The organism is Adlercreutzia sp. ZJ176, assembly GCF_011038975.1.
Lineage (GTDB): Bacteria > Actinomycetota > Coriobacteriia > Coriobacteriales > Eggerthellaceae > CAAEEV01.
The window spans coordinates 1-25077 of the sequence record NZ_JAAKEC010000013.1; the positions used below are offsets into that span (position 1 = coordinate 1).

17 protein-coding genes and 1 pseudogene are annotated in these 25077 nt (G+C 62.7%); all 18 read right to left on the reverse strand.

Going from position 1 to position 25077, the window contains the following annotated elements:
• Nucleotides 1-123: 123 nt before the first annotated feature.
• On the reverse strand, nt 124-669 hold the full coding sequence (locus G7Y50_RS08015; protein WP_165052594.1) for a prepilin peptidase: 546 nt from the start codon (nt 667-669) through the stop codon (nt 124-126).
• Nucleotides 669-2021, reverse strand: a complete 1353-nt coding sequence (locus G7Y50_RS08020; RefSeq protein ID WP_165052597.1) for a radical SAM protein — start codon at nt 2019-2021, stop codon at nt 669-671. Before G7Y50_RS08020 ends, G7Y50_RS08015 begins: the two co-directional genes overlap by 1 nt.
• Nucleotides 2022-2024: 3 nt before the next feature.
• A complete protein-coding gene (gene purD, locus G7Y50_RS08025) occupies nt 2025-3320 on the reverse strand; it encodes a phosphoribosylamine--glycine ligase (protein ID WP_165052601.1) in 1296 nt (431 codons plus the stop codon).
• 44 nt (nt 3321-3364) lie between these two features.
• The gene (locus G7Y50_RS08030; RefSeq protein ID WP_165052604.1) at nt 3365-4675 is read right to left on the reverse strand and encodes an adenylosuccinate synthase; all 1311 of its coding nucleotides are present in this window, start codon (nt 4673-4675) and stop codon (nt 3365-3367) included.
• 151 nt (nt 4676-4826) lie between these two features.
• Nucleotides 4827-5471 (reverse strand): VWA domain-containing protein, encoded by a 645-nt coding sequence (locus G7Y50_RS08035; RefSeq protein WP_165052607.1) that lies wholly within the window; start codon nt 5469-5471, stop codon nt 4827-4829.
• A 582-nt stretch (nt 5472-6053) separates the two neighbouring features.
• A complete protein-coding gene (locus G7Y50_RS08040) occupies nt 6054-7724 on the reverse strand; it encodes an RNA-binding domain-containing protein (RefSeq protein ID WP_165052610.1) in 1671 nt (556 codons plus the stop codon).
• A gap of 325 nt (nt 7725-8049) precedes the next feature.
• Complete coding sequence (locus G7Y50_RS08045; protein ID WP_165052613.1) at nt 8050-9177, reverse strand: macro domain-containing protein; 1128 nt, start codon at nt 9175-9177, stop codon at nt 8050-8052.
• A 229-nt stretch (nt 9178-9406) separates the two neighbouring features.
• Entirely contained in the window at nt 9407-9766 is a 360-nt protein-coding gene (locus tag G7Y50_RS08050; protein ID WP_241156441.1) for a type II toxin-antitoxin system PemK/MazF family toxin, read from the reverse strand.
• Entirely contained in the window at nt 9754-10062 is a 309-nt protein-coding gene (locus G7Y50_RS08055) for an AbrB/MazE/SpoVT family DNA-binding domain-containing protein (RefSeq protein ID WP_165052630.1), read from the reverse strand. The genes G7Y50_RS08050 and G7Y50_RS08055 overlap by 13 nt, the downstream gene beginning before the upstream one ends.
• 112 nt (nt 10063-10174) lie before the next feature.
• Nucleotides 10175-10687, reverse strand: coding sequence for a zinc ribbon domain-containing protein (locus G7Y50_RS08060; protein WP_165052633.1), 513 nt, complete (start codon nt 10685-10687; stop codon nt 10175-10177).
• Between the two features lie 132 nt (nt 10688-10819).
• Nucleotides 10820-11482 (reverse strand): DUF4282 domain-containing protein, encoded by a 663-nt coding sequence (locus tag G7Y50_RS08065; protein WP_165052636.1) that lies wholly within the window; start codon nt 11480-11482, stop codon nt 10820-10822.
• Between the two features lie 75 nt (nt 11483-11557).
• A complete protein-coding gene (locus G7Y50_RS12070; protein WP_241159503.1) occupies nt 11558-12277 on the reverse strand; it encodes an FHA domain-containing protein in 720 nt (239 codons plus the stop codon).
• A 279-nt stretch (nt 12278-12556) separates the two neighbouring features.
• Nucleotides 12557-12796 (reverse strand): annotated as a pseudogene (locus G7Y50_RS12250) (zinc ribbon domain-containing protein); the annotation flags it as partial.
• Nucleotides 12747-13004, reverse strand: coding sequence for a hypothetical protein (locus G7Y50_RS12075; protein WP_241159505.1), 258 nt, complete (start codon nt 13002-13004; stop codon nt 12747-12749). The pseudogene G7Y50_RS12250 and the gene G7Y50_RS12075, both read right to left, overlap by 50 nt.
• Nucleotides 13005-14002: 998 nt before the next feature.
• Nucleotides 14003-15613, reverse strand: coding sequence for a trypsin-like peptidase domain-containing protein (locus G7Y50_RS08080; RefSeq protein WP_165052644.1), 1611 nt, complete (start codon nt 15611-15613; stop codon nt 14003-14005).
• A gap of 172 nt (nt 15614-15785) precedes the next feature.
• Nucleotides 15786-21761, reverse strand: a complete 5976-nt coding sequence (locus G7Y50_RS08085; RefSeq protein ID WP_165052647.1) for an Ig-like domain-containing protein — start codon at nt 21759-21761, stop codon at nt 15786-15788.
• Between the two features lie 587 nt (nt 21762-22348).
• A complete protein-coding gene (locus tag G7Y50_RS08090; RefSeq protein WP_165057025.1) occupies nt 22349-23251 on the reverse strand; it encodes a hypothetical protein in 903 nt (300 codons plus the stop codon).
• Nucleotides 23251-25077, reverse strand: a complete 1827-nt coding sequence (locus G7Y50_RS08095; protein ID WP_165052652.1) for a serine/threonine-protein kinase — start codon at nt 25075-25077, stop codon at nt 23251-23253. Before G7Y50_RS08095 ends, G7Y50_RS08090 begins: the two co-directional genes overlap by 1 nt.

Genomic DNA, 25077 nt, shown 5'->3' on the forward strand with positions numbered 1-25077 from the left:
GCCATCGCACGCGCCGCCGCCCGCAAGCCCGCCGCACGCGCCGCCGCCCGCACGCGCCGCCGAGCGCAAGTCCGCCGCGCCGCCGCCCGCCAGCCCGCCGCAGGCCGCCCGCGCTTCCCCTCCCTACGGCACGAACAGCGCGAGAGCCGACCCCAGGGCGATGGCGGGGCCGAAGGGGAACTCGCGCAGGATGGGGTAGCCCGACTCCGCCGCGGCGAGGTTCTTCTCGCCCCAGCGGGTGTGCGGCAGCACGAGCGCCGACAGCAGGAACGCCGCGCAGGCCGCCAGCAGACAGAGCACGCCGCGCTCGAGGCCCAGGAACAGCCCCACCATGGTCAGAAGCTTGATGTCGCCGGCACCCATGGCGCGCTTCTTCGACACCGCCTCGTACACCACCGTGACCAGCAGAAGCGCGCCGCCGAGCGCCACGGCGCCCACGATGCCGCCCGCCAGCGACACGCCCCGAAACGGCGCGGGCGCGATCAGCGCCGTCACGAAGTCGGTGCCCACGATCACGCCGCCGATCCCGAGGCCAAGCCTCCACACCAGCCACAGCCCCGCAAGGCCCAACACCAGCTGGTTGGGAATGCGCAACGTCCGCATGTCGATGACCGCGGCCATCACGAGCAGCGCTGCGAACGCGAGGTATATGAGGGCGGTGAATATCATTATCCGAAGATCAGCTCACGCTCCTCGCCCGTGAGCGCCGCGCGGGCTTGGTCGCGCAGGTTGTTCACGCCGATGAAGAACTGGCGCATCATCACCACCATGAGGTAGCGGCCCTTGGGCGTGAGCGTCAGCTCCTCGTCGTTGTTCACGGCGAACGCGCCCGACGCCGCCATGAACGCCATCTCCACGGGCAGCCCGGCTTCCACCGAGCAGCCGAAGTCACGCTTGAACTGGCGCTTGTCGAGCCGCAGGCCGAACAGCTGCATCATGAAGCGGTAGCGCATGCGGTTGCGCTTGGAGAAGGTGGCCTTGCCCGTCATCGACATGCGCCCGCCCTCGATGGCGGCGTTGTAGTCGCGCACGGAGAACGTGTTCACGTACAGGCTCTTCCCCAAATACGTGATGCCGCCCGAGCCGATGGCCGGGTACTCCTCGTAGTCGACCACGTACTCGTCGATCATGCCCTCCTCGCCCGCGGCGCCCGTGCCGCGGCGGTTGAACGTCCAGGCGCTGCCGTGCTCGAACAGCCCCCGCTCGCCCTGGGCGCCCGCCTTGCCGCCGGCCACCTCCACGCCGGGCAGCTCGCCGGTCAGAAGCTCGCAGATGATCTCGTAGAAGCGCTGCTCGCGGACGTAGTCCACCTTGCCCACCGTGCGCGCGAGCGACTTCTCCACGCTCGGGCTCGCCATCAGCGGATAAAACGTGGTCTGGCTCGCGCCCGACTCGATCACGCGCTCGATGTCGCGGATGAGGACGTCCTCGGTCTGCGCCGGGAAGTTGAAGATCATGTCGGCGTTCATTGAGGTGAAGTACGGGCTCGCGTCCTGGATGCGCTCGAGGATCTCCTGCCCGCTGCCGTACTTGTCATAGCGGTCCATCTGCTTGAGGAGGTCGTCGTCGAAGCTCTGCACGCCCACGGAGAGGCGCTGCACGCGCCCCTGCAGCTTGTCCAGGTAGCTCGGAATCAGGTGGTTCGGGTTCGTCTCACTCGAGACCTCCTTGATGGAGAACGTCTCGCGCGCCAGGTCGATGGTGTCGCACAGCTCGTCGAGCAGGATGGTGGGCGTGCCGCCGCCGATGTAGATGCTGTCGAAGTCATACCCGAGGTCCTTGAGCATGAGCATCTCGCGCCGCATGTTCGCGAAGTACGGGCGCGCGCGGTCCTCCGCGAACGGGAAGCGGTTGAACGAGCAGTACGGACACAGCCGCTCGCAGAACGGCACGTGCATGTACAGCATGTAGCGCTGCCCGGGCACGGGCGCGGGCATGCGGTCCTCGGTCACGGGCTTGAGGTTCAGGTAGCTCTTGGTGCACTCGCGGACGACCGCGGAGAGCATGCGCTCGGACAGCATGGGCTACTCCCACGCGCCGCGGCCGCGCAGGGCCTTCGCGCCGATGTCGCTGCGCAGCTGCTTGCCCTCGAAGTTGACGAGGTCGCACGCCTCGTAGGCGCGGTCGCGGGCCTCTTCGAAGGTCGCGCCGAGCGCCACCACGTTGAGCACGCGCCCGCCGTTGGTGACCAGCTCGCCGTCGGCGTTCGTCTTGGTGCCCGCGTGGAACACCGTCACGCCGTCGAGCGCCTCGGCCTCCTCGATCCCGAGGATGACCCTGCCCTTCTCGTAGGACCCCGGGTAGCCCTCGCTCGCGAGCACCACGCACACCGCCCACGCGTCGGACCACTCCAGCTCCACGTCGGCGGCGCGGCCCTCGGCCACGGCCATCATGACCTCCGCCAGGTCGCTCTCGAGACGCGGAAGCACCACCTGCGTCTCCGGGTCGCCGAAGCGCGCGTTGAACTCCACCACGCGCGGCCCCTTCGGCGTGAGCATGAAGCCGCCGTAGAGCGTGCCGCGGTAGTCGAGGCCGAACGGCTCGCGCGCGGTGGCCGCCGCGGCCGCATCCATGATGCGCACCATCTCGGCCATCTCGTCGTCGGCCACGATGGGCACCGGCGAGTACACGCCCATGCCGCCCGTGTTCGGGCCCTTGTCGCCGTCGTAGGCGCGCTTGTGGTCCTGCGCCGGGGCCATGGGGAACGACGCGCCGTTCGTGACGAAGCACAGAAGCGAGCACTCCGGGCCCGTCATGCACTCCTCGATGACCACGCGCGAGCCGGCCGCGCCGAAGGCGCCGTCGAAGCACGCGCGCACGGCCTCCTCCGCGTCCTCGAGCGTCTCGGCCACCACGACGCCCTTGCCCGCCGCCAGGCCGTCGGCCTTGATGACGATGGGGGCGCCCTGCTCGCGCACGTAGGCGAGCGCGGGCTCGGCGGCGTCGAACTGCGCGTAGGCCGCCGTGGGGATGCCGTTGGCGGCCATGAACGCCTTGGAGTACGCCTTGGAGCCCTCGAGCTGAGCGCCGTCGGCGTTCGGGCCGAACACGGCCACGCCCGCCGCGCGCAGCTCGTCGGCCACGCCCGCCACGAGCGGGGCCTCCGGGCCGACGACCACCAGGTCAACCGCGTGCTCGCGCGCGAACGCGAGCACCGCCTCCGCATCCATCATGTCGACGGCGACGTTGACGGCCTTCGCCACGCCATCGGTGCCGCCGTTGCCCGGCGCCACGTACAGCGCGTCAACGCGGGGGGACTTGCTCAACGCCCAGGTGATCGCATGCTCGCGCCCACCGGAGCCCAGTACCAGAATGTTCATGTCGTTCCTTTCCAAAACCGCATCCGCCCTGCAAGCGAGACCGGCTACCATCCTCGCATGATCGTTTGGTCGCGGTCGGGGCCCACGCTCACGATGGACATGGGCACGCCGGTGATCTCCTCCAGGTACTCGACGTACTTGCGCGTGTTCTCAGGCAGCTCCTCGTAGGTCTTGCACTGGGTGATGTCGACGTCCTTCCAGCCGGGAAGCTCCTCGTAGATGGGCTTCGCGTGGAACAGCACGCTCTGCTGCATGGGGAAGTAGTCGTAGCGCTTGCCGCCGCACTCGTAGGCCACGCACACCTTGATGGTGTCGAAGGCGCTCAGCACGTCGAGCTTGGTGAGCGCCACGTCGGTGAGGCCGTTGACCTCGGCGGCGTAGCGCGCGATCACGGCGTCGAACCAGCCGCAGCGGCGCTTGCGGCCCGTGGTCACGCCGAACTCGTGGCCCACGCTGCACAGCGTCTCGCCGTCGACGGCGTCCTGGCCGCTGCCGCCGTCCTCGGGGAAGGCGAGCTCCGTGGGGAAGGGGCCGCCGCCCACGCGCGTGACGTAGGCCTTCTGGATGCCGAGCACGCGGTTGATGTTCACCGGACCCACGCCCGTGCCCGTGGCTGCGCCGCCGGCGCAGCAGCTCGACGAGGTGACGTAGGGGTAGGTGCCGTGGTCGATGTCGAGCAGCGTGCCCTGCGCGCCCTCGAACAGGATGTTCTTGCCCTCGCGCAGCGCACGGTTCAGCAGCTGGGCCGTCTCCTCCATGTAGGGCTTGAGGATGCGCGCGTACGGCAGGTACTCGTCGCAGATCTCCTCGACCGTGTAGGTGTGCAGGCCGTAGATCTTCTCGAGGATGGGGTTCTTCTGCGCGAGCGCCGTCTCCACCTTCAGGCGGAAGATCTTCTCGTCGAGCAGGTCCTGGATGCGGATGCCCTTGCGCGCGGCCTTGTCCTGGTAGCACGGGCCGATGCCGCGCTTGGTGGTGCCGATCTGGTTGGAGCCCAGGCGCTTCTCGTCGGCGCCGTCGAGGTCCTTGTGGTACGGCATGATGACGTGCGCGTCGCAGGAGATCTTGAGGCGCTTGCACGAGATGCCCTCAGCCTCGAGCATGGCCATCTCCTTCACCAGCACGCCGGGGTCGATGATGACGCCGTTGCCGATCACGGGCACGGCGTTCTCGTACATGACGCCCGAGGGCATGAGGTGCAGAGCCAGCTTCTTGTCGCCGTGGATGACGGTGTGTCCGGCGTTGTTGCCCCCTTGGAATCGCACGACGTAGTCGAAGTCGCTTGCGATGAGGTCAGTGATCTTGCCCTTGCCTTCGTCGCCCCACTGGGCGCCGACGAGCACAGTACTCGGCATGGTTCGTCCTTTCGTCATTCGAGCGTCAGGGAACGGAAAGCGCCCTGTTCCGCAACCTCACAGTATAGTATAGGTGCGAACCAGGGCGCCGCGGGGCAGGGCATTTCTCCCAACGATTCCAGACAGGCGGGAGAGGGCGGGGGAACGCGCCCTACGCTTTTCGCGAGGCGCGGTCGTGCTCGATGGGGGCCGCCCAGGCGGCGGGGACGGCCGCTTCGGCGCGCAGGCAGCACGTCGCGTCCGCCATGGCCTCGTAGACGACGTTCGTACCCTGGGTGTCGGCCACATAGGTTGCGGCGCGGTCGGCGCGGATGCCGATCCGGGCCGCCTCAGCCGCGGCGTCGATGTTCGCGCCCATGAACAGAAACTCCCAGCCTTCCTCCTGCTTGCGCTCGATGGCGTGCTTCACCTGGTCGTACGTGTAGCGCCTGCTCGCGTTCTCCAGCCCGTCGGTGGTGATGACGAACGCCACGTGCTCCGCCTTGTACTCGTCGGGCATGTAGCGCTGCACGCGCTCGATGTGCCGGATGGCCCCGCCCACCGCGTCGAGCAGCGCCGTGCAGCCGCGCACCTGGTAGTCCGCCCTCGTGAGGGGCTGCACGTCCTGCACGTTAACGCGGTCGTGCAGCACCTCGGTCACGTTGTCGAACAGCACCGTCGACACCACGGCGTCGCCCTCGCACTCCTGGTGCTTCTTGAGCACCGCGTTGAACCCGCCGATCGTGTCGCTCTCGAGCCCCGTCATCGAACCGCTGCGGTCGAGGATGAAAACCAGTTCCGTCAGACCCTTCTTCATGATGCGCTTCCTTTCTGTCGCCTCTTCACCGAGCCGCCCGAGCTAGGTTGAGTTGGTTGTGTCTGGCCGAACCGGATTGGTTGTGCCTGACCGAACTGAACCGGGTTGGTTGCGTTTGGCCAAACTGAACCAGGTTGGTCATACTTGGCCGAACCGGGTTGGGTTGGCCAGGCCTGACCGCACCAAGCTGGTCGTGTTGGGCCAACTAAGCTGGTTGCGTTTGACCAAACCAAACCGGTTGTGCCTAGCCGAACCAAGTTGGTTCTGCTTGACCGAACCAGATCGGGACGTGCTCGTTGCTTACAGCGAGCATTATGCGGAAGCGCGCAGCGCGATAGGTAAACCGCGAAGCGACATTCAACTGCCTGACGAGCGACATTCGCCGTGACAGCGTTACGCGAGACGGGGCGGTGATCCGCAAAGCAGCTCTCTCGCCTTCGCCACCCCGCTTGCCGTCAGGAAAATCCACGGCGCAGGAAGAGCAATCAAGGCCCCGAAATACCAGCCGCTCGAACGCGACAAGAATCGAGCTCGCCTCCTGGTCGCTTCCTAGACTAGAGAGCAGGATGCTCTAGTCTACCGCTAGTTTAGAACCCAGACGGCGCTCCCTCTTGAGCCCTCCGGCCTCACGCGCTGGTCTTTCCTCAGCTCTTGGAGAAGGTAGCTCACGTGCTTTTTCTTCTGGTCGTCGCTCATCCCATCTGGCAGCGCGTGGTCGATCGCCGCGGCTATCTCCGCCCGCGAGCACGGGCGCGCCCTGAGCAGCTTCACTATCAGCTCCTTGCAGATGCTCGTGTCGAGCCCCTTCTGCCTGACATACTCCTCGTGGGTCCCGATTATGCCCGCGACCCTCGACGAGATAATGAGATTGGGGTATCGGCCTTCCACCAGACCCCGAGACCTCAGCGCCCTCCCCTGCTCTTTGGTGACGGGCTTTCCCTTTTGCACGAGGTCAAGCAGAAATACGGTATCGAAGTCCATCCCGGGCTCTGCCGCCAACAGCCGCGTGTACGCTTCGCTCAGCACTTTGCCGTATAGGGTGACGGTGACTCTGCCAGGGTCGGATAGGTCGTAAGTCGGGAGGGGGAGCATGCGGCCCCTCTGGATTTCGTAGACGTTTCGTATCCCGATGGCGTTCTGGTCTATCATGTCAGTCTTCGCCATCGCATCGGACAGCAGCCTGTTGCGGTAATACGGAGGCCTGTACCCGAGCTCTATCGCCTTCTCGATGGTCCCCGGTATGAACGACCCCTCGTTTATGAACACGATACGGTCCTCGTACTCAAGCACGTTGACCTTTCCGGTTTGCCTATAGTCCTGGTGGGCAACTGCGTTGTGGAGAAGCTCGCGAATGGCCTCGGGGTCATACTTGTTCGCAAGCGTCGGGAACAGGGTCGTTTCGCTGTTGAAGTAGCGGTAGCGCTCGTTTCTGACCTTTCCCAACACCTTGTCCACTTGGAGAATGAACGGAGGGTCGAAGTGCTCGTACGCCTCGGGCCTCCCGTCGGACGAGTACAGCGTCCAGGTGATCCTCGGGGCAGAGCCGCCGAGGAACGCGGTGGACTCGGGCCGCCCCAGCAGAACGAGCGCGGCATTAGTCACCCTTCCATGAATCAAAAGCCCCATTTTACGCAGCATCTCCTCGTGGGAGAGCTGTCTGATCGCCGGCTGGCTGGCTCCGTATTTTTTGACGAACCTTTCGCAGGCGAATTCGACGGCATCTGGGTCGAGATCGTCATACTCTGCCTCGAAGGCTATCTGCTTCGACCAGTCAGGGCGTGACTGTCCCCAAATTGCTTCGAGCTTGAACCTCGGCATCTCCTTGAGAGCTTCGTTCTCGCGCGACCACGGAACGCCACGCCACGTGGTCGGCGTCGCAAATCCGCACGGCGGGACCTGGAAGACAACGACTCGCTTCCCCTCGAGATCGAACTCGTAGATCTCCTCGAAGATCAGTCCCTCGTTGAGGTGCCGGGCGATCTCCTGCTTTAGGTTTCGCAGCCCGACGCTCGGGCGGGATGCCTCCTTGCGATATGCCGTTCCGCACACCCTTCTCTTGTTCGTGATGCCGAATAGAAGCCACCCGCACTCGGCGTTTCTCAGGTTCGCCTCGTTGCTGAGCGCGGAGAAGTACTTGCCGATGCTCTCGAAGTCGAAGCTCTGCTTCGCCTCCTTGTACTCGACGACCTCAGTTTCGACGTCGGAGAGAAGGCCCCGGACAAGAGCGGGCATCTCGTCGAGCGATCTGATCATGGCGCCTCCGTAGACTAGGATATAGACTAGAGCATAAACTAATTTCCTGCCATTCTAGTCTATCTGACAGGCTTTCGCTCGTCAGCCTGTTCGCTCAAAAACCTTGAGGGGCGCCGGCAATCCGCAGGCCCTACCCCGTGCGGGGCGGAGCGCAGGCTCTTGCAGATGGACGGCTGCGACAGCTGTCGCCCCATTCTTTGGCGTTCCCTTCGTTGCCCCCATTATCGCCACCTTCGCCACCCTCTTCCCTGCCGTCCCCATTATCGCTCCCCTTCGCCACCATCTTCGCCGCGCTTGCCTCCCCCTTCGCCACGCTCCCCTGCTGTTACCCGAGAAGGGGCTGGTCAAACGCGTAGAGCGCCTCGTTCACCTGGAAGATGTCGTAGATACCGTGGATGAGGAAGTACTCCACGATTACGTCGGCCTTGCTGCTGTGGGAGAGCGCGAAGCCCGCGCGGCCGAGCAGGTCACGCGCCTCGGCGAGGCTGAGCTCGAGCGCGATGGCCAGGGCGCAGGCGGTGCGCTTGGCGGGGCGGTAGTTGTCGTCCTTGCGAATCTTGGCGAACAGCTGGCGGCTCATGTTGGCGCGTTTGTACACCTGCACGTCGGTCAGGCCGCGCTCGTCGATGAGGCGCAGGACCGTGGCGGCGAACGACTCGTCGAGCGCGGCGATGCGCTCGCGCAGGTCAGAGGCGTCGAAGGAGGCCGTGTCGAAGGAGCCTGTTTCGAAGGCGGCCACCAGAGGGTTGAGGGGCATGTCCGAAGTGGCGGGCTGCGGGGCAGGCGCCGAGGGCATGCACGGCGCGGCAGCTGGCTCCCCCGCCAGCTCAACCTCTTCGGCAAGCTCGACGGCGCTGAACCCGCGGGACCCCCCGCGCCAGGGCGCGCTGCCGAGAATGCGCGTGCCCTCCAGGATGTGCTCGCGCACGTAGACGTCGTCGACGTACTCCGCCACCGACCCGAGCAGCTCGCTGCCCGCCGCCACCGACTCGCGGTCGAACAGCACCAGGTACACGTGCAGGTCGTGGTCTTCGAGGAAACGCCTGATGGCGCGGATGGTCACGTCGAACGCGCGCCGCGGCGGGAAGCCGTAGGAACCCGCGGAGATCAGCGGGAGCGCCACCGTCGCGGCGCCCTGCTCGGCGGCGAGGGCGAGCGAGCGCGTCACGCAGGAGGCGAGCTGCGCGTCCTCGTCATGCGTGCCGCCGCGCCACACGGGCCCCACCGCATGCACGATGCTGTGCGCCGGGAAGTCGAAGGCGGGCGTCGCCACCGCGTCGCCCACCGCGCAGGGCCCGATGGCGTCGCACGCCGCCTGCAGCTGGGCGAGCCCCGCCACGCGCGCGACGGCCTCGCCAGCCCCGCCGCCGATTCGGAGCGCCGCGTTGGCCGGGCAGACCACCACGTCAACCCGCATGCGGCACAGGTCATTCCGCACAATGTAACAAGGCATACCGCAAGCTCCTCACCTCAGACAACAATCCTGGACGGTCGCTCCGGGCAACCGCCGGCCCCGTGCTAGCTCCCGCGCCCGTCCAAAACGCCCACCTCTTCGCCATCAATTATCCTCTTCAGCTGACGTTTGCCGGCGTAAAAGCAAAGCGGCCGAGGAAATAAGACAGTATCAGACATAATCAGGACATGTCCTATTTAATTGAGACATGTCCTGATTATGTCTTAATTCAGAACTCCTCGAGTCCCAGCACCACGAGCACCGTGGCCATCACCTGGGCGAGCGTACCATCATCCAGCGAGCCGACGACCTCAGCCGCGCCCTCCGCCTCCCGCACACCCAAGTCCATGGCCCTGACGGCCTCGCACTGCACGAAGCCGCGAACGGGGTTGCCCGCGGCTATCTTCACATGGAGCGGATATCCGTTGTCAACCGACGTCACCGGCACCATCAGCATGAGCGCGCACGTCTTGTTGATGCGCCAAGGACTGAGAACAACGCCGTAGTGGCGATATGCGGGCTCATGGCCCTTCGATGGGTCGAAGTTGATGGAAACGACGTCTCCCTGCTCGCAGATCACAGCCCCCACGCCCTTCCTTCGGCGCCAGCCATGGCGTCAGGCCGCACGCAAGCCGAGTCAGCCCGCGCATCCCCTTCGTAGCCTGCGAAGAGAGACTCGTACGTGACGTGCCGCGCTGGGCGGATGCGCCGATGAGCGCGCCCCTTAGGGACAAGCTCGATGTTTCCGCGCTCGTTGACCGCCACGTCAACGTCATCCCCCGAGGAGAGCCCTGCCGCCTTGAGGATGCCCTTGGGGATTCGCACGGCCTCGGAGTTGCCCCACGAGGAGATCTTGGTCCTCTGAGCTGCCGCAGTCGTGCACATGCCAGATGCTCCTTCTGCCGTATCTACCGATAGTAGATACAATATATACCCTGATCACTAGGCGCTCGAAGAACGGCGTCCTTGGCGCAGCGCAACAACCCCCCGCCGCTCTCTACTGATCCTTGTCGGCGACGAGCATCAGGATGCCGGCAACCATGTTCAACACCAGCAGACATGCGATGCCGAAACCCGTCGTGTTGGCCTTCTTCCCTTGGTAGATGTTGTAGCTGTGGACCGTCATGGGTATGCTCCACGCGAGCCCGATGATGCTGAAAGCCCAGCATACCGTGCTGATGATGTTGAATATGAATGCGATCATCAGCAGCGTTTTCTGCTTGTCGGGCCTTGGGTAAACAACGTCGGACGGCGTAACGGGCTGAGCCTGATACGTCTGGGCGGGCGCAGCCTGGCCGTATGCGAGTTGCTGGTTCGGCGCCACGCTCGCGTTTACCGGCTGGGGCGCTGCCACATACGGCTGTTGATACGCCTGCTGTTGGTAGGGCATCGCTTGCTGCACCGGCTGCTGCATCTGCGAAGCAACGCTGCCCTGTCCGCCAAGCGGCGCACCGCAATGCCCGCAAAACGCCCCTTGCCTCACTTCTTTCCCGCAATTGCCGCAAATCATGTCTAGCTCCTTCACTGGCTTTAATCCTTGGCCACCGTATCCTCTTTTCAGGAGATCTCGTCGGCCAAACTGTCTTTCCGTACGCAAAGCGAGACCTCCTTGCGCCCTCGCCGCGCAAGGAGGTCTCAAGCTTTACGCTCGCGGGGATCCGCAGCGTCCGCAGAACTTCCCAGTGCCAACGTTTCCGCACTCCGGGCAGCGCCATGCCTCATGCGCCGATGGGGACACCGGCTTGACGCTGCTCGCACCCGCAGCCGGACTCGCCGCAACGCCAGCAGAACCGGCTGGCCCTACCTTCCGCTTCCGCTTGAACGACGACTTGATCTCGTCGATAGACTCCGGCCCCGCATCGGTTGCGGCAACGTCGCCCACGATCTTGCTGCGAAGGGCGCGCACGTCAACAGCTTGGCGAATCCCAATGAGCGCGTTCTCGAACATGATGCGGCAGAAGAACTGGCCGACGAAGAAGAACACGGCGAAGCCGATCAAGCTCACGAAGAACGCGGCAGCGCCACCGGCGAAAGCCGCGATCAGCACGCTTGCCACGCACGTCACAGTGATAGAGATGGCGCTGAAAAGATAGAGGAAGCGCAGGACCTGCTCGATGTAGAAGTGATCGAAGTGGAAGAACTTCCCCAGACCTGACTTTCTGTCAGAGTTCTTGCCCAAGAACTTCACGTAGCCGACTATGGTCAGAACCACGACGGCGATCGTCGCCAGCAGCAGGACGATGCCCACCGCCATCGCCTGTCCCGCCATCTGCGCCGCATAAGGGCTGTATCCGTAGCTATACACCGTACACACCTTTCTCGGCTTTCGCGCCGATCGTCACAAACACAAGCCTTGGCAAGGCAGCAAGCCCTGCCTTGGCTAAGCGCGGCTCGCAGCCTGCGCCGCCGCAAGGCACCACTTCTCCCCTACGTGGAACACGAACTCCTCATCACCGAGAGAGAACTCCGTCTCGTCCTGGATCTCGACCAGCGCATGAGGAGACAGGGCGACCCCTCCTATCTTGGTTTTGTTTGCAGAGCCGAGGTCGCTCAGGTAGTACTTCCCGTCACGCGAGACGATCTCGGCATGCTTGCGGCTGATCGCCGAGTTGCCCGTCATGCAGCACGTCGCCTCCGAGCCGCGACCAAGCACCAAGGGGGGCTCTGCCACGAACATCTCTCCCGTCGCCTTCCTGAACAGCGACACGAGGTTCTGCTCGACCAATATGGTAGTCTCGCTGAAGTCTTCTGAGCGATAGTCCTCAGACAAGACGAGCGTCTGGTATTCGTCCTCGTCTTCAGCCTGCTCGCGCAGCGGACGGACAGGAGGCGCGCTCTGGTCCAGGGCCTTCTTCGGCATCTCCGCCTGAGCACGTGCCGGCGTCTCCACCCGAGCCTGCTCTTGCCTTGCCACCTGCCCCGCAGCGCTGGACGCGCTCGGCACGGAAGCCGCAGGCTCAGGCTCATCTACGAGGACGCGCCCACATTGGGTGCATTTCGTCACGCTTGCGTCGAGGATGGCGGAACAACCCGGACATATGGTGATGGCGCCTTCCGGCACGTAGTCTATGCTCATCGCGCCTTCGTCATCGTACGCCATGCTGGATTCCGGCTCCGCCGTCAGCGGCTCAACGAAGGTCTGCCCTTTCGACGGCTGCCCAGCCGACGCTTGACTCATCGGCACCTGGCTCATCGGCGGCTGCTCCGCGGGCCTCGCGGGCTCTGCGGGCTCCGCAGGCTCCACGGGCTCCACGGGCTCTACGCGCACCGCTCTCTGCTCTGGCGCAACCGTGCTGGAAGCCGCCCGCGCAGGCTCTTCGCGCACAGCTTCCCCGCTACGCGCAGGGGTCTCCTGACGCAGCGGCGCGCCGCAGTATATGCAGAACAGTCCCGTTCCTTCGACCGCCTGCCCGCAGTTACCGCAGGTAGCCGTCACCTCAACCTCTCGCGGCGTGCCGCAGTGGGTGCAAAACCTCTCATCACCCTGAAAAGGCGCGCCGCAGTGGGTGCAAAATCCTAGATACATGGCTTCTCCTTCTAAGCGCAGATCACATTTGCGTTGCTCGTTGTCAAGGCTTGACGAGGCGCACCGTCGGGAGCAGCGCCTTGAACTTGACATAGTCCTTGTTTTGCCCGGAGGAGTCTTGCGCTGCTTCCAAGGGGGCGCATATCTCGTCGCGGTGCTCGCTCGGCTTCTCGTAAGACAAGCTCACCTTCCATGCGCGGTCGATGACGTCAATGCGATTCCACAAGTACTCGTAAAGCTGGCACATGCTCTCCCAAGCGCCGTAGTTCACAGACCAAAACGGCATCTTGACGCTCTTCAAGCTCTCCCACTTCGCCTTTATCTCCGACTTCAGATTGGCCGCCGCACGGGCCTCCGAAGATCGCGTCGACATGGACTCACGCGCATAGTTGTTGTTGAAGTCGCTTGAGCATCGGGCAACTTCGGAATCATAGGCCCTGATGTCCGCAAGACTCTCAACAAGGATGTGGTAAGCCTCTGAGTCAGAAAGGCCACTCGACGAGCCAGGAGAGGACGATCCCGGAGCTGGGACCACGGGGGTTCCGCCTGACGTCATGCCATCCGAGCTCTTGCTCGAGCTGCTCTCCGATCCAGAATGCGAGTTCAGGCTGAGGCCTCCTTCCCCTGAGGAGCTCCCGGACGCTGACGGCTGGCCGCTCGCCGACGTCGCGCTTGAAGTAGCGCCTGCGTGCGTCGCCTCGCCCTTCGGACCAGCGAAGATGACCACGAGGCTGACAACAAGCGCGATCACGGCCACGGCAGCGAGGGCGGCGAGGGCTATCACGAGCGTACGGTTCTTCTTCGCTTCGTCTGATCCGCTCGACTCGTGAGGGGAAAAGCCTGGCGAGGACGGCTGCGTCGACGCTGATGCCGGGGAGTGGGCCGTAACCACAGGGCGCACAGTCGAAGAAGGCGGGATGTTCGAGCCGGTGGCTGAGCCATATGCCGCTCCGCCCCTTGGCGAAGTCCGTCCCTCCTTCGCTCGCAGATGAACGGGCTCGACTACCGTATCCCTGAACCGGCTTGTTCCGTTGTTGAGCACTTCGGTATCTGAGCGGCCATCACCCACGGCGTCAAACTCCCCCGTTGTGCCGCGTGATCCGAGGAGCGTGCCGCAGTTTGTGCAAAAGACCAGATCAGGACTTATCTCACTTCCGCAATTCTCGCAACGCATCACGTGTCCTTCCGTCGCTTTCCGAGCTGCTCAACCCAGCTCGTCCGCCCAACCAAAAGGGAGGCCGCATCACGCTGAGACGCGGCCTCCCCCTGCGCACCTATGCGAAGGCGCCTTCCTTTTGCCTACGCGCTGTACTTGAACTTCTCGTCAGCGAGGGTGACCACGTCACCGCTCTTGAGCAGGATCTTCTGGCCCGGGCGAACCTTCACGCCGTTCACGTACGTGCCGTTCGCGGCCTTCTGGTCGACGAGGTAGGTCTTGCCGTCCTCAACCAGGAAGCGCACATGGATGCGGCTGATGGAGCTGTTGCCCTCGAGGCAGTAGCTCACCTGGCTGCGCTCGCGCCCGATGGTGAACTCGGCGCTGTTGATGGGGATGTGCTCGTTCGTGCTCATGCGCGTCAAGCTGCCGCCGCTCGCCGCCTGGAACAGTATGATGGTCTCGCTGCCGTCAGGAGCGAGAACCGTGGTGCTCTCTGTCTGAGAATCAGGCAGCGGATTGACGGGATGGAAGGTGGCCGGCGCCGTGGCGGGCGCATTGTCCTTAGGCTCATCCTTCTTGGCGCCCTTCTTCTTACGCGACATCACGACGACTACGACGATGATCGCGATGACGGCGACGATCGCGACGATGATGCCGATGATAGCCGGCAAGGGCAGTCCTTCGGGAGCCTCCTCGAGCGCGGCGACCGCGTCGTTCAGCGCCTTCGTGGCATCATCAATCTGGGCCTTCTTGTCGTTGTACTCGCTCTCGCTGGTGTTGTCCTCAAGCTCAAGGTTGAGGGCTTCCTTCGCCGGAGCGAGCGCTGCAGTCACGGCCTTGTAGCTCTCCTCGGTGTACTTCGAGGCGTCCAGCGCCTCAGCAGCAGCAATCGCGGAGTTGAGGCTCGAGAAGGGCAGATTGTAAACCGGCTCGGGATCGGGATCTATGCCATGCTTATTATACTCAACGCCCAGGTCGTCAAGCACCTCCATGATCTTGTCACTGGCCGCCGCATAGTAGAAGCTGCTGTCGCTCATGAGGGACACGCCCACCGCGTAGCCGTTGGCGTCAACCATGGGGCCGCCCGAGTCGCCGCCCGACATGGGGCAGTTCGTCTGCAGATAGTAGCCGTTGATGGTGAACAGGTCAGAGGTCATGCCCTGGTAGATGCCCTCGACCTTGCTCACCGTGCCGTTCTTGATGGTCACATCGTCAGTCGTGTACGTGTTGATGACCTTGAGGTCGGAGTTCGCAGGGAAGCCGATGGTGTACACCGGCTCAGCAGCCTTCACTTCCATGCTGTTGCGGAACGTCAGCGGCTTGTGGTTGTTCACCACCTGGTCGAGCTTGAAGATGGCGAAGTCCTGCGCCTCCGAGGCGTTCACGAGGGTGGCGCCAACCGTGACGTCACGGTTGATGGTGACCGAATAGGTCATGCGCGACTTCAGATCCTGGATGTCCTGACCGGAGTAGCCGAACAGGTCCAGCTCGTTCTGGCTGAAGAACGTGCAGTGATAGCCCGTGATGACCGTGTCATCATTGATCAGGAAACACGAACCGCGCGAGTACTCGGCGCCGTCAATGCTCCAGTTGAACTTCATGACACCGCTTGCCGCCGAGCGCACCGCCTCTTCGTCAGCATGTGCCTGGGTGGCAGGCAGAGCCGCTATGCCGGCCGCCATGAGCATGGCCAAGCACGCAGTGACGAAGAAGCTCAGCAAGCGCATGCCCACTGACTTCATTTCCTTCATCCTTTTCCTCCTTTTTCCTTGGTTACGCAAGCCGGCACATCCAGTGCGCGTCTGCTTGCATATCCCATACCTGCTATCTGAAAAGACGGCTTGGCCGCTCTTCACAAAGGGAGAGGAGGGAGGCCAAGTTGCCAAGCCTCTGGCTGTCCAAGCCTCCCTCGGTTAGATGCCGCTACTGCTGAGCAGGGGCCGCCTCTTCTTCCTGGTCCTTCTTGCGCTTGAAGAGGAAGAACCAGATGAGGCCTGCCGCCACCAGCGCCGCCGCGCCTACGAGCCACATCCAGTACAGCTCAAAGAAGTTGGTCGTCACGTGGAACTTCTCCACCACCACCTTGTCCGCAGAACGTCCTGCGAAGTCAACGGCGGTTATCTCCATGTTGCGATCAGTGAAGGCCTTCGCCGGCACCGAGACCTTGCACAGGCCGCTTGCCTCGGGAGTCACCTTCTGGGTGGCGCCGTCGAGCGAAACCTCAACCTCGTTGATGCCGATGTTGTCCGTCACCGTGAAGGTCACGTCGTAGGCGTCCGCGTTGTACATCTTGTAGCTCGCGACGTTCTCGCCGTCGATGATCGGGTCGGCCGTGTCGAGGATGAATGTCACCTCGGCGTTAGCCACCTCATGGGCCTCGGGCTCGTAGTAACTCGCCGAGTTGTTGAGGTTCGTCGCACGGTCAGTCGAGCTCACCACCACGTGGTAGTTGCCATCTTCGGTGAAGTTAGCGCCCGGCACATGGTAGTAGTAGGAAGCCCATCCGTAGCTGTCTTCGCCAGCCTGGATGTAGTAGCCCCCCTCCTGGCCGCTTGCCGAGGAGGTCCTCTCCAGGTTCTCCGTCTTCAGGCCATGGGTGACCGACACGCCATGCTCTTCGCTCTCAGAGCCGCATACGTTGATCTCTTGAATGATGACCTCGGGAGCTTCGGCCATGTAGCCGTTGTGCTCAGCGTACTTCTCCTGATCAACCACGATGAAGTTGGATCCGAAGCGGTTGACGGAGAACACGATGCTGTTCTCGGCCTCGTTGCCGGCAAGGTCGACCAGCGTGGCCTCGAGCGTGTAGATGTCGTCAGACTCCACTTCGCGCGTGAAGTCGGCGTAGGACACCGTCTCGCCGTTGCCGTTGCCAGCACGCGATGCGTCAAAGGTCTTCACGCCGTTCTTGTTGCCCGTAAGGGTCCAAGCAACGCCGTTGCTGTCGAAGTTCTTCTCGTCCATGAAGGTGATGACCGGCGCAACCGTGTCGTTGTAGGCAACGCCTTCCTCAACCTCGCTGAACGTGATCGTCGGGGCCGTCAGGTCAACCGTGAACTCTTCCTCGGTCTGCTCGGCCGTGTTGCCGGCCTTGTCAGCGATGGCCACGCTCAGGTTGTAGTCGCCGTCCGTGGTGAACGACACCGTGGCCGTGTGGACGTCGCCGTTGGTGGACCAGCCGCCGATGCTGCCGTTGGACGTGATCACCGAGTTGGCCTCGTCCCAGTTGTGCTCGGTCACCGTGATGGTCGCCGTGCGGGCGGCCTTGTAGTACTTGCCGTTGCGCACGTCGTTGTTGTCCCACGTGATGGAGTTGATCACGGGCGCCGTCTTGTCGATCGTGAACTCCTCGAAGTCCAGGGTCGTGGTGTTCGTCGCGGGGTCGACGAGCTTGGCCGCCAGCGTGTAGTGGCCGTCGCTCACGAAGTCCATCGACGTGCTGTAGCTGCTACCCGACCCGGCGAAGTCGTTGACCGTCACCGGAGCCCACTGCGTGAGGGCGCGACCTGCCGTTCCGGCGTACTGCGACACCTGGATGACCTGCTGGCCGCCATCGAAAAGCTTAAGGTAGTTGAAGTTGAGCTCCTCGACTGTCATTCCGATGGTCTGCGTCGTGTTGTAGTAGGAGCCGGGCGTGACGCTGGTGTTCCAGCTGAGCTTCGGCGGCTTCTTGTCGAGCACCAGGGTCATCGGATGCGCGAGCTTGTCGATTACGTCGACCAGCGCGTTATGGACGTCCTCGCTGGAGCCACGCTTGACCTCCGTCACCGTACCATCAGGCGAAATGTTCCATATGCGGCTGTTTGTCGCGTAGTCGGTCAACTTGATGATGATGTCGCGGTTGAACTCCGTTCCCTCGATCAGCGAGACGCTGGTCTCGCACTCGCGCCCCTTGTCACTGAGGAGCTTCTCACCGCCGAACGAGAAGGGCTCCTTGACCTCTGCTTTCATGAGGCCGTTGTTGTCCTTGAAGATCATGCCCGCAATCGCGTCGCTGTTGTAGAACGCGTAGGGTTCGGAGTAGTTTTTCCCGTCCTGCTTGCCCGTGTCGCCGTTTTGGTAAGCGTTGGCGTACTTGATGCTCATCTTCACGTCCTCAAGCGTCGGAGCCGTGAGGTCGAGGATGAAACTGGTGCCGTCGACCTGTGCGCCACTCACATCCGTGGTGGCCTGAGCAGCGCCCTTGTCCATAGCCTTATCGTTGTTGTATCCGTAGGCGTACTTGTTCTCGTGGGCCTTGACGACAGCGCTATCGTCCCCCGCGCCGGCAGCTCGCACGGCCGTATTCACCTTGTCGACAGCGACAACATTCAAAGTGCTGGCGGCGCCTCTGTCGTTCTCCGTGTAAGTAACCTTGGCGGTCCACGTCTCGCCGCTCTTCGTCCTCGTCCATACGTTGCCGCCGTCCTTCTGGATAGTTCCCTTATCAGAAGGCGTGATGGTCGTCTTCTCAGCGTCGAAGTTGCGGTCGGTCACCGTGATGGTAGCGGTCATATGCTCGCTATTCTCATCGCACGTACCGTAGTAGTCGATCCCATCATGAGCACCCTGCTTTGCCTGGTTGATCTGCACCGACACGCTCGGTGCTGTGAGGTCGAGAACAAAGCTGTCGCCGCCGACAGGGACGCCCTTGGCTGTGGTAGCCTGTGCGCCGCCATAGGGAGCGGTCTTGCTCTCGTCCTTCTTGTCACCGTAGGCGTAGTCGTTCCCGTTCCCGGCCATGTCAATCGCAGCCACCTTGAGAGCGCCCGCCTCGCCGACAGCGTTCTCCTTGTAGGAGACCCTGGCGGTCCACTTATTGGGGTCCTTCACGTCCTGCGTCCACGTCTTGCCGTCGTCAACCAGGACCTTGCCGTTACCAGAGCACTCGACCATGGTGCTAGCGTCGAAGTTGCGGTCAATCACCGTGATGATGGCAAGAAGCTCGTCGTCCTTGTTGCCCGAGGCGTAATAGTCGGTCTTGTCATCACCGACGCCAACCAAAGGCTGGTCCATCTCCACAGACACGTTGGGCATCGTCAGGTCAACCGTGAACTCTTCCTCGGTCTGCTCGGCCGTGTTGCCGGCCTTGTCGGTGACGGCCACGCTCAGGTTGTAGTCGCCGTCCGTCGTGAACGACACCGTGGCCGTGTGGACGTCGCCGCTGGTGGACCAGCCGCCGATGCTGCCGTTGGACGTGATCACCGAGCTGGCCTCGTCCCAGTTGTGCTCGGTCACCGTGACGGTCGCCGTGCGGGCGGCCTTGTAGTACTTGCCGTTGAGAACGTCGTTGTTGTCGAACTCCACGTCGATCGCAGGCATCGTCAGGTCGACCGTGAACTCGTCCTCGGTCTGCTCGGCCGTGTTGCCGGCCTTGTCGGTGACGGCCACGCTCAGGTTGTAGTCGCCGTCCGTCGTGAACGACACCGTGGCCGTGTGGACGTCGCCGCTGGTGGTCCAGCCGCTGACGCTGCCGTTGGACGTGATCGCCGATTTGGCCTCGTCCCAGTTGTGCTCGGTCACCGTGACGGTCGCCGTGCGGGCGGCCTTGTAGTACTTGCCGTTGAGAACGTCGTTGTTGTCGAACTCCACGTCGATCGCGGGCATCGTCAGGTCGACCGTGAACTCGTCCTCGGTCTGCTCGGCCGTGTTGCCGGCCTTGTCGGTGACGGCCACGCTCAGGTTGTAGTCGCCGTCCGTGGTGAACGACACCGTGGCCGTGTGGACGTCGCCGTTGGTGGACCAGCCGCCGATGCTGCCGTTGGACGTGATCACCGAGTTGGCCTCGTCCCAGTTGTGCTCGGTCACCGTGATGGTCGCCGTGCGGGCGGCCTTGTAGTACTTGCCGTTGCGCACGTCGTTGTTGTCCCACGTGATGGAGTTGATCACGGGCGCCGTCTTGTCGATAGTGAATCCATCTACGGTCTTCACCGTTTCGTTGCCGGCCTTGTCGGTCACGGCCACGCTCAGGTTGTAGTCGCCGTCCGTCGTGAACGACACCGTGGCCGTGTGGACGTCGCCGCTGGTGGTCCAGCCGCTGACGCTGCCGTTGGACGTGATCGCCGATTTGGCCTCGTCCCAGTTGTGCTCGGTCACCGTGACGGTCGCCGTGCGGGCGGCCTTGTAGTACTTGCCGTTGAGAGCGTCGTTGTTGTCGAACTCCACGTCGATCGTCGGCGCCGTCTTATCGATCGTGAACTCCTCTAATTTCAGCTCCGCGGAGTGCATCGCGGGGTCGACGAGCTTGGCCTCCAGCGTGTAGTGGCCGTCGTTCACGAAGTCCATCGACGTGCTGTAGCTGCTGCCCGAGCCGGTGAATTCTTTGACCGTCACCGGATCCCACTGCACGGTGGCACCGCCCGCCTCGTCAGAACGCTGCGACACCTGGATGACTGGCTGACCACCGTCATGATCCTTGAGGTACTTGAAGTTGAGCTCTTTGATATCCAGTCCGATGGTCTGCGTCGTGTTGTAGTAGGAGCCAGGCGTGACGCTGGGGTTCCAGCGAAGTTCCGGGGACGTCTTGTCGAGCACCAGGGTTATCGGGTGCGCGAGCTTGTCGATCACGTCGACCAACGCGTTGCCGACGCTTTCAGGGCTGTTGCGCTTGACTTCCTTCACCTCGCCCTCGGGCTCGATGCTCCATGTGCGGGTGTTGTTCGCGTAGTCGGTCAGCGTGACGATGATGTCGCGGTTGAACTCCGTTCCCTCGATCAGCGAGACGCTGGTCTTGCACTCGCGCCCCTTGTCGCTAAGGGACTTCTCACCACCGAACGTGAAGGGCTCCTTGACCTCTGCTTTCATGAGGCCGTTGTTGTCCTTGAGGATCATCTCCACTATGGCGTTGGCATCGTAGAACGCGTAGGGTTCGGAGTAGTTTTTCCCGTCCTGCACGCCCGTGTCGCCGTTTTGGTAAGCGTTGGCGTACTTGATGCTCACCTTCACGTTCTCAAGTGTCGGAGCCGTGAGGTCGAGGATGAAGTCCTTGCCATCGACCTGATTGTTGTCCGCATCCGTGGTGGCCTGGGCGCCGCCGTAGGGAGCAGTCGTGCTCGCCGGCTTTTTGCCACCGTAGTTATAGTGGTTCTCGTTCCCGGCCTTGTCGACCGCGGTCACCTTGAGCGCGCCCGCCTCGTCGATGGCGTTTTCCGTGTAGTCAACCTCGGCGGTCCACTTGCTGGGGTCCTCCGCGTCCTGCGTCCACGGCGCGGCGACGTTCTGAACAGTCCCGTTGTTCGAGGGCGTGATGGTCGTTACCGCCGCGTTGAAGTTGCGATCGGTCACTGTGATAGTCGCCACCAGTTTGTTACCATAGTAGTCGGTCGTCTGATAGGTATTCTGCTTTGCCTGGTCGACCTGCACCGACACATTGGGTGCCGTGGGATCGAAAACGAAGCTGCGATCGTCAACCTGATTGTTGTCCGCATCCGTGGTGGCCTGGGCGCCGCCGTAGGGAGCAGTCGTGCTCGCCGGCTTTTTGCCACCGTAGTTATAGCGGTTCTCGTTCCCGGCCTTGTCGACCGCGGTCACCTTGAGCGCGCCCGCCTCGTCGATGGCGTTCTCCGTGTAGGCGACCTCGGCGGTCCACTTGCTGGGGTCCTCCGTGTCCCGCGTCCACGTCACGCCATTGGTGGCTTTGACGATTCCATTGCCCGAGGGCGTGATGGTCGTCTTCTCAGCGTCGAAGTTGAGGTCGGTCACCGTGATGATAGCTGTCAGCTCGTTACTGCCGTTAACGGAAGCGTAGTAACTAGTATTGTTGTCGGTGCCAACCAGAGGCTGATCCATCTTCACGGACACATCGGGGGTCTGCGTGTCAAGCTCAAGTGCCGGAGCTGTTACTTCTTTATTTCCATTAGTCGAGCTAACTGAGACAAAAAGGGTCTGGCCGGCCTCGTAGTCCGCAATGTCATATGTCACGGTACTATTCGTAGCAATAATCGTTTCAATCGGCTGTCCGTTACGATTGATGGTGACTTCATCGTTTGTGAAAAGGTTCGCCACCACCACACGAATAGCTATAGGACCCTTCACTACTTTGTTGTCGGCTAGGTTTTTCCCGTCAGCAGTAAAGAACAACACCTCGGGTGACTGATTTACGGAGGGATTATCAGAAGTCGTACCAGTGCCACTGGAATCGGTGCCTGTAGTGGCATCAGATCCAGACGTCTCGGCAACTACTGCAGGCTCCTCTGCAGCAGGCAAGCTGGAGTCGGCATCATCCTTCTCCGCGGATTCAGTCTCCCCAGATTCTGTCCCCACAGATTTAGTCTTCTCGGGATCATCTGTTTGGGGCTCGGGCGTCTCAGGCGTCTCCTTTGCCGCATTGTCTTCGCTGACAACAGCAGGCTCAGACGTCGTCGTCGCGAGGGCTGCTGCGGGGAACAGCAGGCATACAAGCGCGAAGGACAAGAACACGCGCGATGACGTGCTCAACGCGTTCTTCGCGTCGTTAATCGCTGAGCGCATGCGATTAACATGCTTACCTTTGTAGCGTTTAAACATGGTTAGGCTCCTTGCTCCGCTTGTATGAGATCAGTGCTCTCCATGAGCACAATCTTCCTGACTATCTGGAAGTTCCCGCGATCTTCCACCTCGGAAACGTCGTTTTCCCGCTCTGCCGCCTCCTTGGGCTCTTCCGCAGGGGAAGGCTCAAGTTCCGGCTCAGACTCCGGTTCAGACTCGATTTCAGGTCCTGCTTCGGGCTCCGGCTCAGACTCGGGCTCGATTTCAGACTCAGCCGCCGCCTCAGGCGCATCGGACTCTTCCTCGGGTTCCTCGGAGGCCTCGGAGGCTTCGGACTCCTCAGCCTTCTCTGACTCCACCTCGTCCTCGTGGAGAATCGTCGTATGCTCACCGTCCTCGCCTTGGAGAAGAGTGGTCTCCGCGACCTCGGCTTCGGTTTCAGCTGCAGGCTCAGCCAGCGTCGTGGTCTCGGCTTCCGCCTCCTCTTCAAGCACCCGGGTCGACTCGGCGTCCTCGCTCGAAGCGCTCGGCGCGCTTGCCGGCGCGCTTGCCACGCTGCCCGCGTTCTGGGAAGGCAGGTCCTTCGTAGGCTCAGCTGCAGTGATCGCAGCGGAAGGGGCTTCGCTCGAACTCGAAGGCGCCACCTTCGCAACCCCTTCGCTCGAAGCAGCTGCAGCGCCCGAAGAGCTCGTGGCGACGATGGGACCCGTCGGCTCCGCTGAGCTTCCGTTTCGCGCAAGCTTGCCGCTGCGATAGCGAGAAGACTGCCTTCCGCGTCCGCTCTGGCGTTCGCTCAGCTCGCGGAGCTGCTTCTTCCCGGTAAGCTCGGCATGGACGTCAGCTATGTTCCGCGAGACGAACACATAGACGGCAAGCGCGATGAACACCACCGCCAAGATGAAGAATACGATGCCCGCGAAGAAGAGGATCTGCTGTACGCTCATCAGTTCGCCCCCTTAGCCGTCGAGGAGGCCGCAGCGTCAGAAGAACCCGACGCTGATCCTTGGTTCAGCACGCCTATGTTGTTGTACGTGTTCTTGACGTTGTTGGCTGCATTCGGATAGCCGCTGACGATCGTCTCGTAGAGGGTGTTCGTCAGCTCGTTCTTGTTCGCGTCTCCCGCCAATGCGAGCGTCTGCTGGTAGACCTCCTGCAGCAGGCTGTCCACGCGCGACTCGGAGATGCCCGCGCGCCTGAAGCCGTTCAGGTACACAGGGGAGTTGATGGCTTGGAACACCACGTCATACAGACGCAGCCTGACGATAACCGGGTCGCTGTCGTCAAGGTTGGTGCACGCCTGCTCGAGCGCATCCCAATACGTTGCGTACGACTCTCCCTCGGTGCCCTCCTGCGTCGCGCGCGAGAGGGTCTGGGAGAACTCGCCGATGGTCTTATAGACCTCTGCCGCGCGGCGCTCTTGGTCGCTCAGCGTGCAAGGCTGGCCCTTCCCCGTGCGGGAGTCGTAGCTTTCAATAGCATAGTTGAACCAGGTGACGGCTTGCGATCCGCGCGTGAGTTCGTCGCCGTAGCTGAAGTAGATGAAGTAGTCGATCCCGGCGTCATAGCAGAGCTTCGCATAATCGGCGGAGTCGCTGATGCTGCCCTTGTTCGCCTCGAACAGCGCAGCCCACCTCGACGACTCTGACGTGGTGAACGCCGAGTCGTCCTTGTACACCTCGTTCACCAGGTTGCTGTACGGCTCGATGCTGTCCGGGGACACGTCGATGGCCTCGACGTAGAGGCTCTCTGCGGGCGACGCCTGGTCGCCTACCTCGGCCGTGCTCGCCACCGCCGCGCGCTCCATGAGGCTGTCGTAGCTTGAGCCGCGCACGATGGCACTCGCCGCCATGCATCCGATGCCGAGGACCAGGCACGCCACGCCCGCCACGGCGAATCCGAGGAAGGTGTTCTGCTTGCGCTTGAGCTCCTGGATGTGCTCCTCGATCTGGTCCTCAGGCTTGTCGAGCGCGAGCCACAGCTCGTCGCAGCTCTGGTAGCGCTGGTCAGGATCCCATTTCGTGCACTTCTGGATGATGTTGTCGAGACCCTGGGCCTTGCGCCCCGAGAGAGCGGGGTTCACCTCCATGATGGAAGGCAGCGTCGGGCGATCGATGAACTGCATGGGGCCATAGCCCGTGACAAGGTGGAACAGCGTCACGCCGAGCGAGTAGATGTCAGACCGCGCATCAGTTTGAACGCCCTTCTTGAACGACTCGGGAGGCGCGTAGCCTCGCGTTCCCAAGGGCATCGTGTCATCGGTTTTGCCAGCCTTATACTCGCGCGCGATGCCGAAATCGATAATCTTCGCCTTGCCGTCTTCGCGACGAAGCATGACGTTACCGGGCTTCATGTCGCGATAGATGACGTTCTGGCTGTGAAGATAGCCGAGCGCATCGCATATCTGCTGGCCCCAGTCCAGCACGTCCTCCAAGGCGAAAGCCGACCCGCGCTTTTTCAGCAGGTCGCGCAGATCCTCGCCGGGAACGTGCTCCATGACCACGAAGAGGGTCGAGTCCTCGGTGATGATGTCCACGATCTGGGCGATGCCATCATGCTTGTCAAGCTTCTGCATGATGGCGGCTTCCTTCTTCAGGCTCTCAAAGGAAACGCGATGCGTCTCGGTGCTCGCGTTCTCCTTGATTTCCTTGATAGCCCACTGCTTGTTGCTCATGTGCAGGTCTGACGCCAGCCAGACAACTGACATGCCGCCCCTGCCCAGCTCTTCAATTATCTTGTATCTGCCGCCGACTACAGCTCCCACTTGGGCCAT

Coding starts and splice junctions, on each gene's coding strand:
- G7Y50_RS08030 (WP_165052604.1), bottom strand. CDS start 4,675: ATGCCGAGTACTGTGCTCGTCGGCGCCCAGTGGGGCGACGAAGGCAAG.
- G7Y50_RS08060 (WP_165052633.1), bottom strand. CDS start 10,687: ATGATTTGCGGCAATTGCGGGAAAGAAGTGAGGCAAGGGGCGTTTTGC.
- G7Y50_RS08055 (WP_165052630.1), bottom strand. CDS start 10,062: ATGTGCACGACTGCGGCAGCTCAGAGGACCAAGATCTCCTCGTGGGGC.
- G7Y50_RS08015 (WP_165052594.1), bottom strand. CDS start 669: ATGATATTCACCGCCCTCATATACCTCGCGTTCGCAGCGCTGCTCGTG.
- G7Y50_RS08040 (WP_165052610.1), bottom strand. CDS start 7,724: ATGATCAGATCGCTCGACGAGATGCCCGCTCTTGTCCGGGGCCTTCTC.
- G7Y50_RS08035 (WP_165052607.1), bottom strand. CDS start 5,471: ATGAAGAAGGGTCTGACGGAACTGGTTTTCATCCTCGACCGCAGCGGT.
- G7Y50_RS08095 (WP_165052652.1), bottom strand. CDS start 25,077: ATGGCCCAAGTGGGAGCTGTAGTCGGCGGCAGATACAAGATAATTGAA.
- G7Y50_RS08020 (WP_165052597.1), bottom strand. CDS start 2,021: ATGCTGTCCGAGCGCATGCTCTCCGCGGTCGTCCGCGAGTGCACCAAG.
- G7Y50_RS12070 (WP_241159503.1), bottom strand. CDS start 12,277: ATGGCGTACGATGACGAAGGCGCGATGAGCATAGACTACGTGCCGGAA.
- G7Y50_RS08090 (WP_165057025.1), bottom strand. CDS start 23,251: ATGAGCGTACAGCAGATCCTCTTCTTCGCGGGCATCGTATTCTTCATC.
- purD (WP_165052601.1), bottom strand. CDS start 3,320: ATGAACATTCTGGTACTGGGCTCCGGTGGGCGCGAGCATGCGATCACC.
- G7Y50_RS08045 (WP_165052613.1), bottom strand. CDS start 9,177: ATGCCTTGTTACATTGTGCGGAATGACCTGTGCCGCATGCGGGTTGAC.
- G7Y50_RS08080 (WP_165052644.1), bottom strand. CDS start 15,613: ATGAAGGAAATGAAGTCAGTGGGCATGCGCTTGCTGAGCTTCTTCGTC.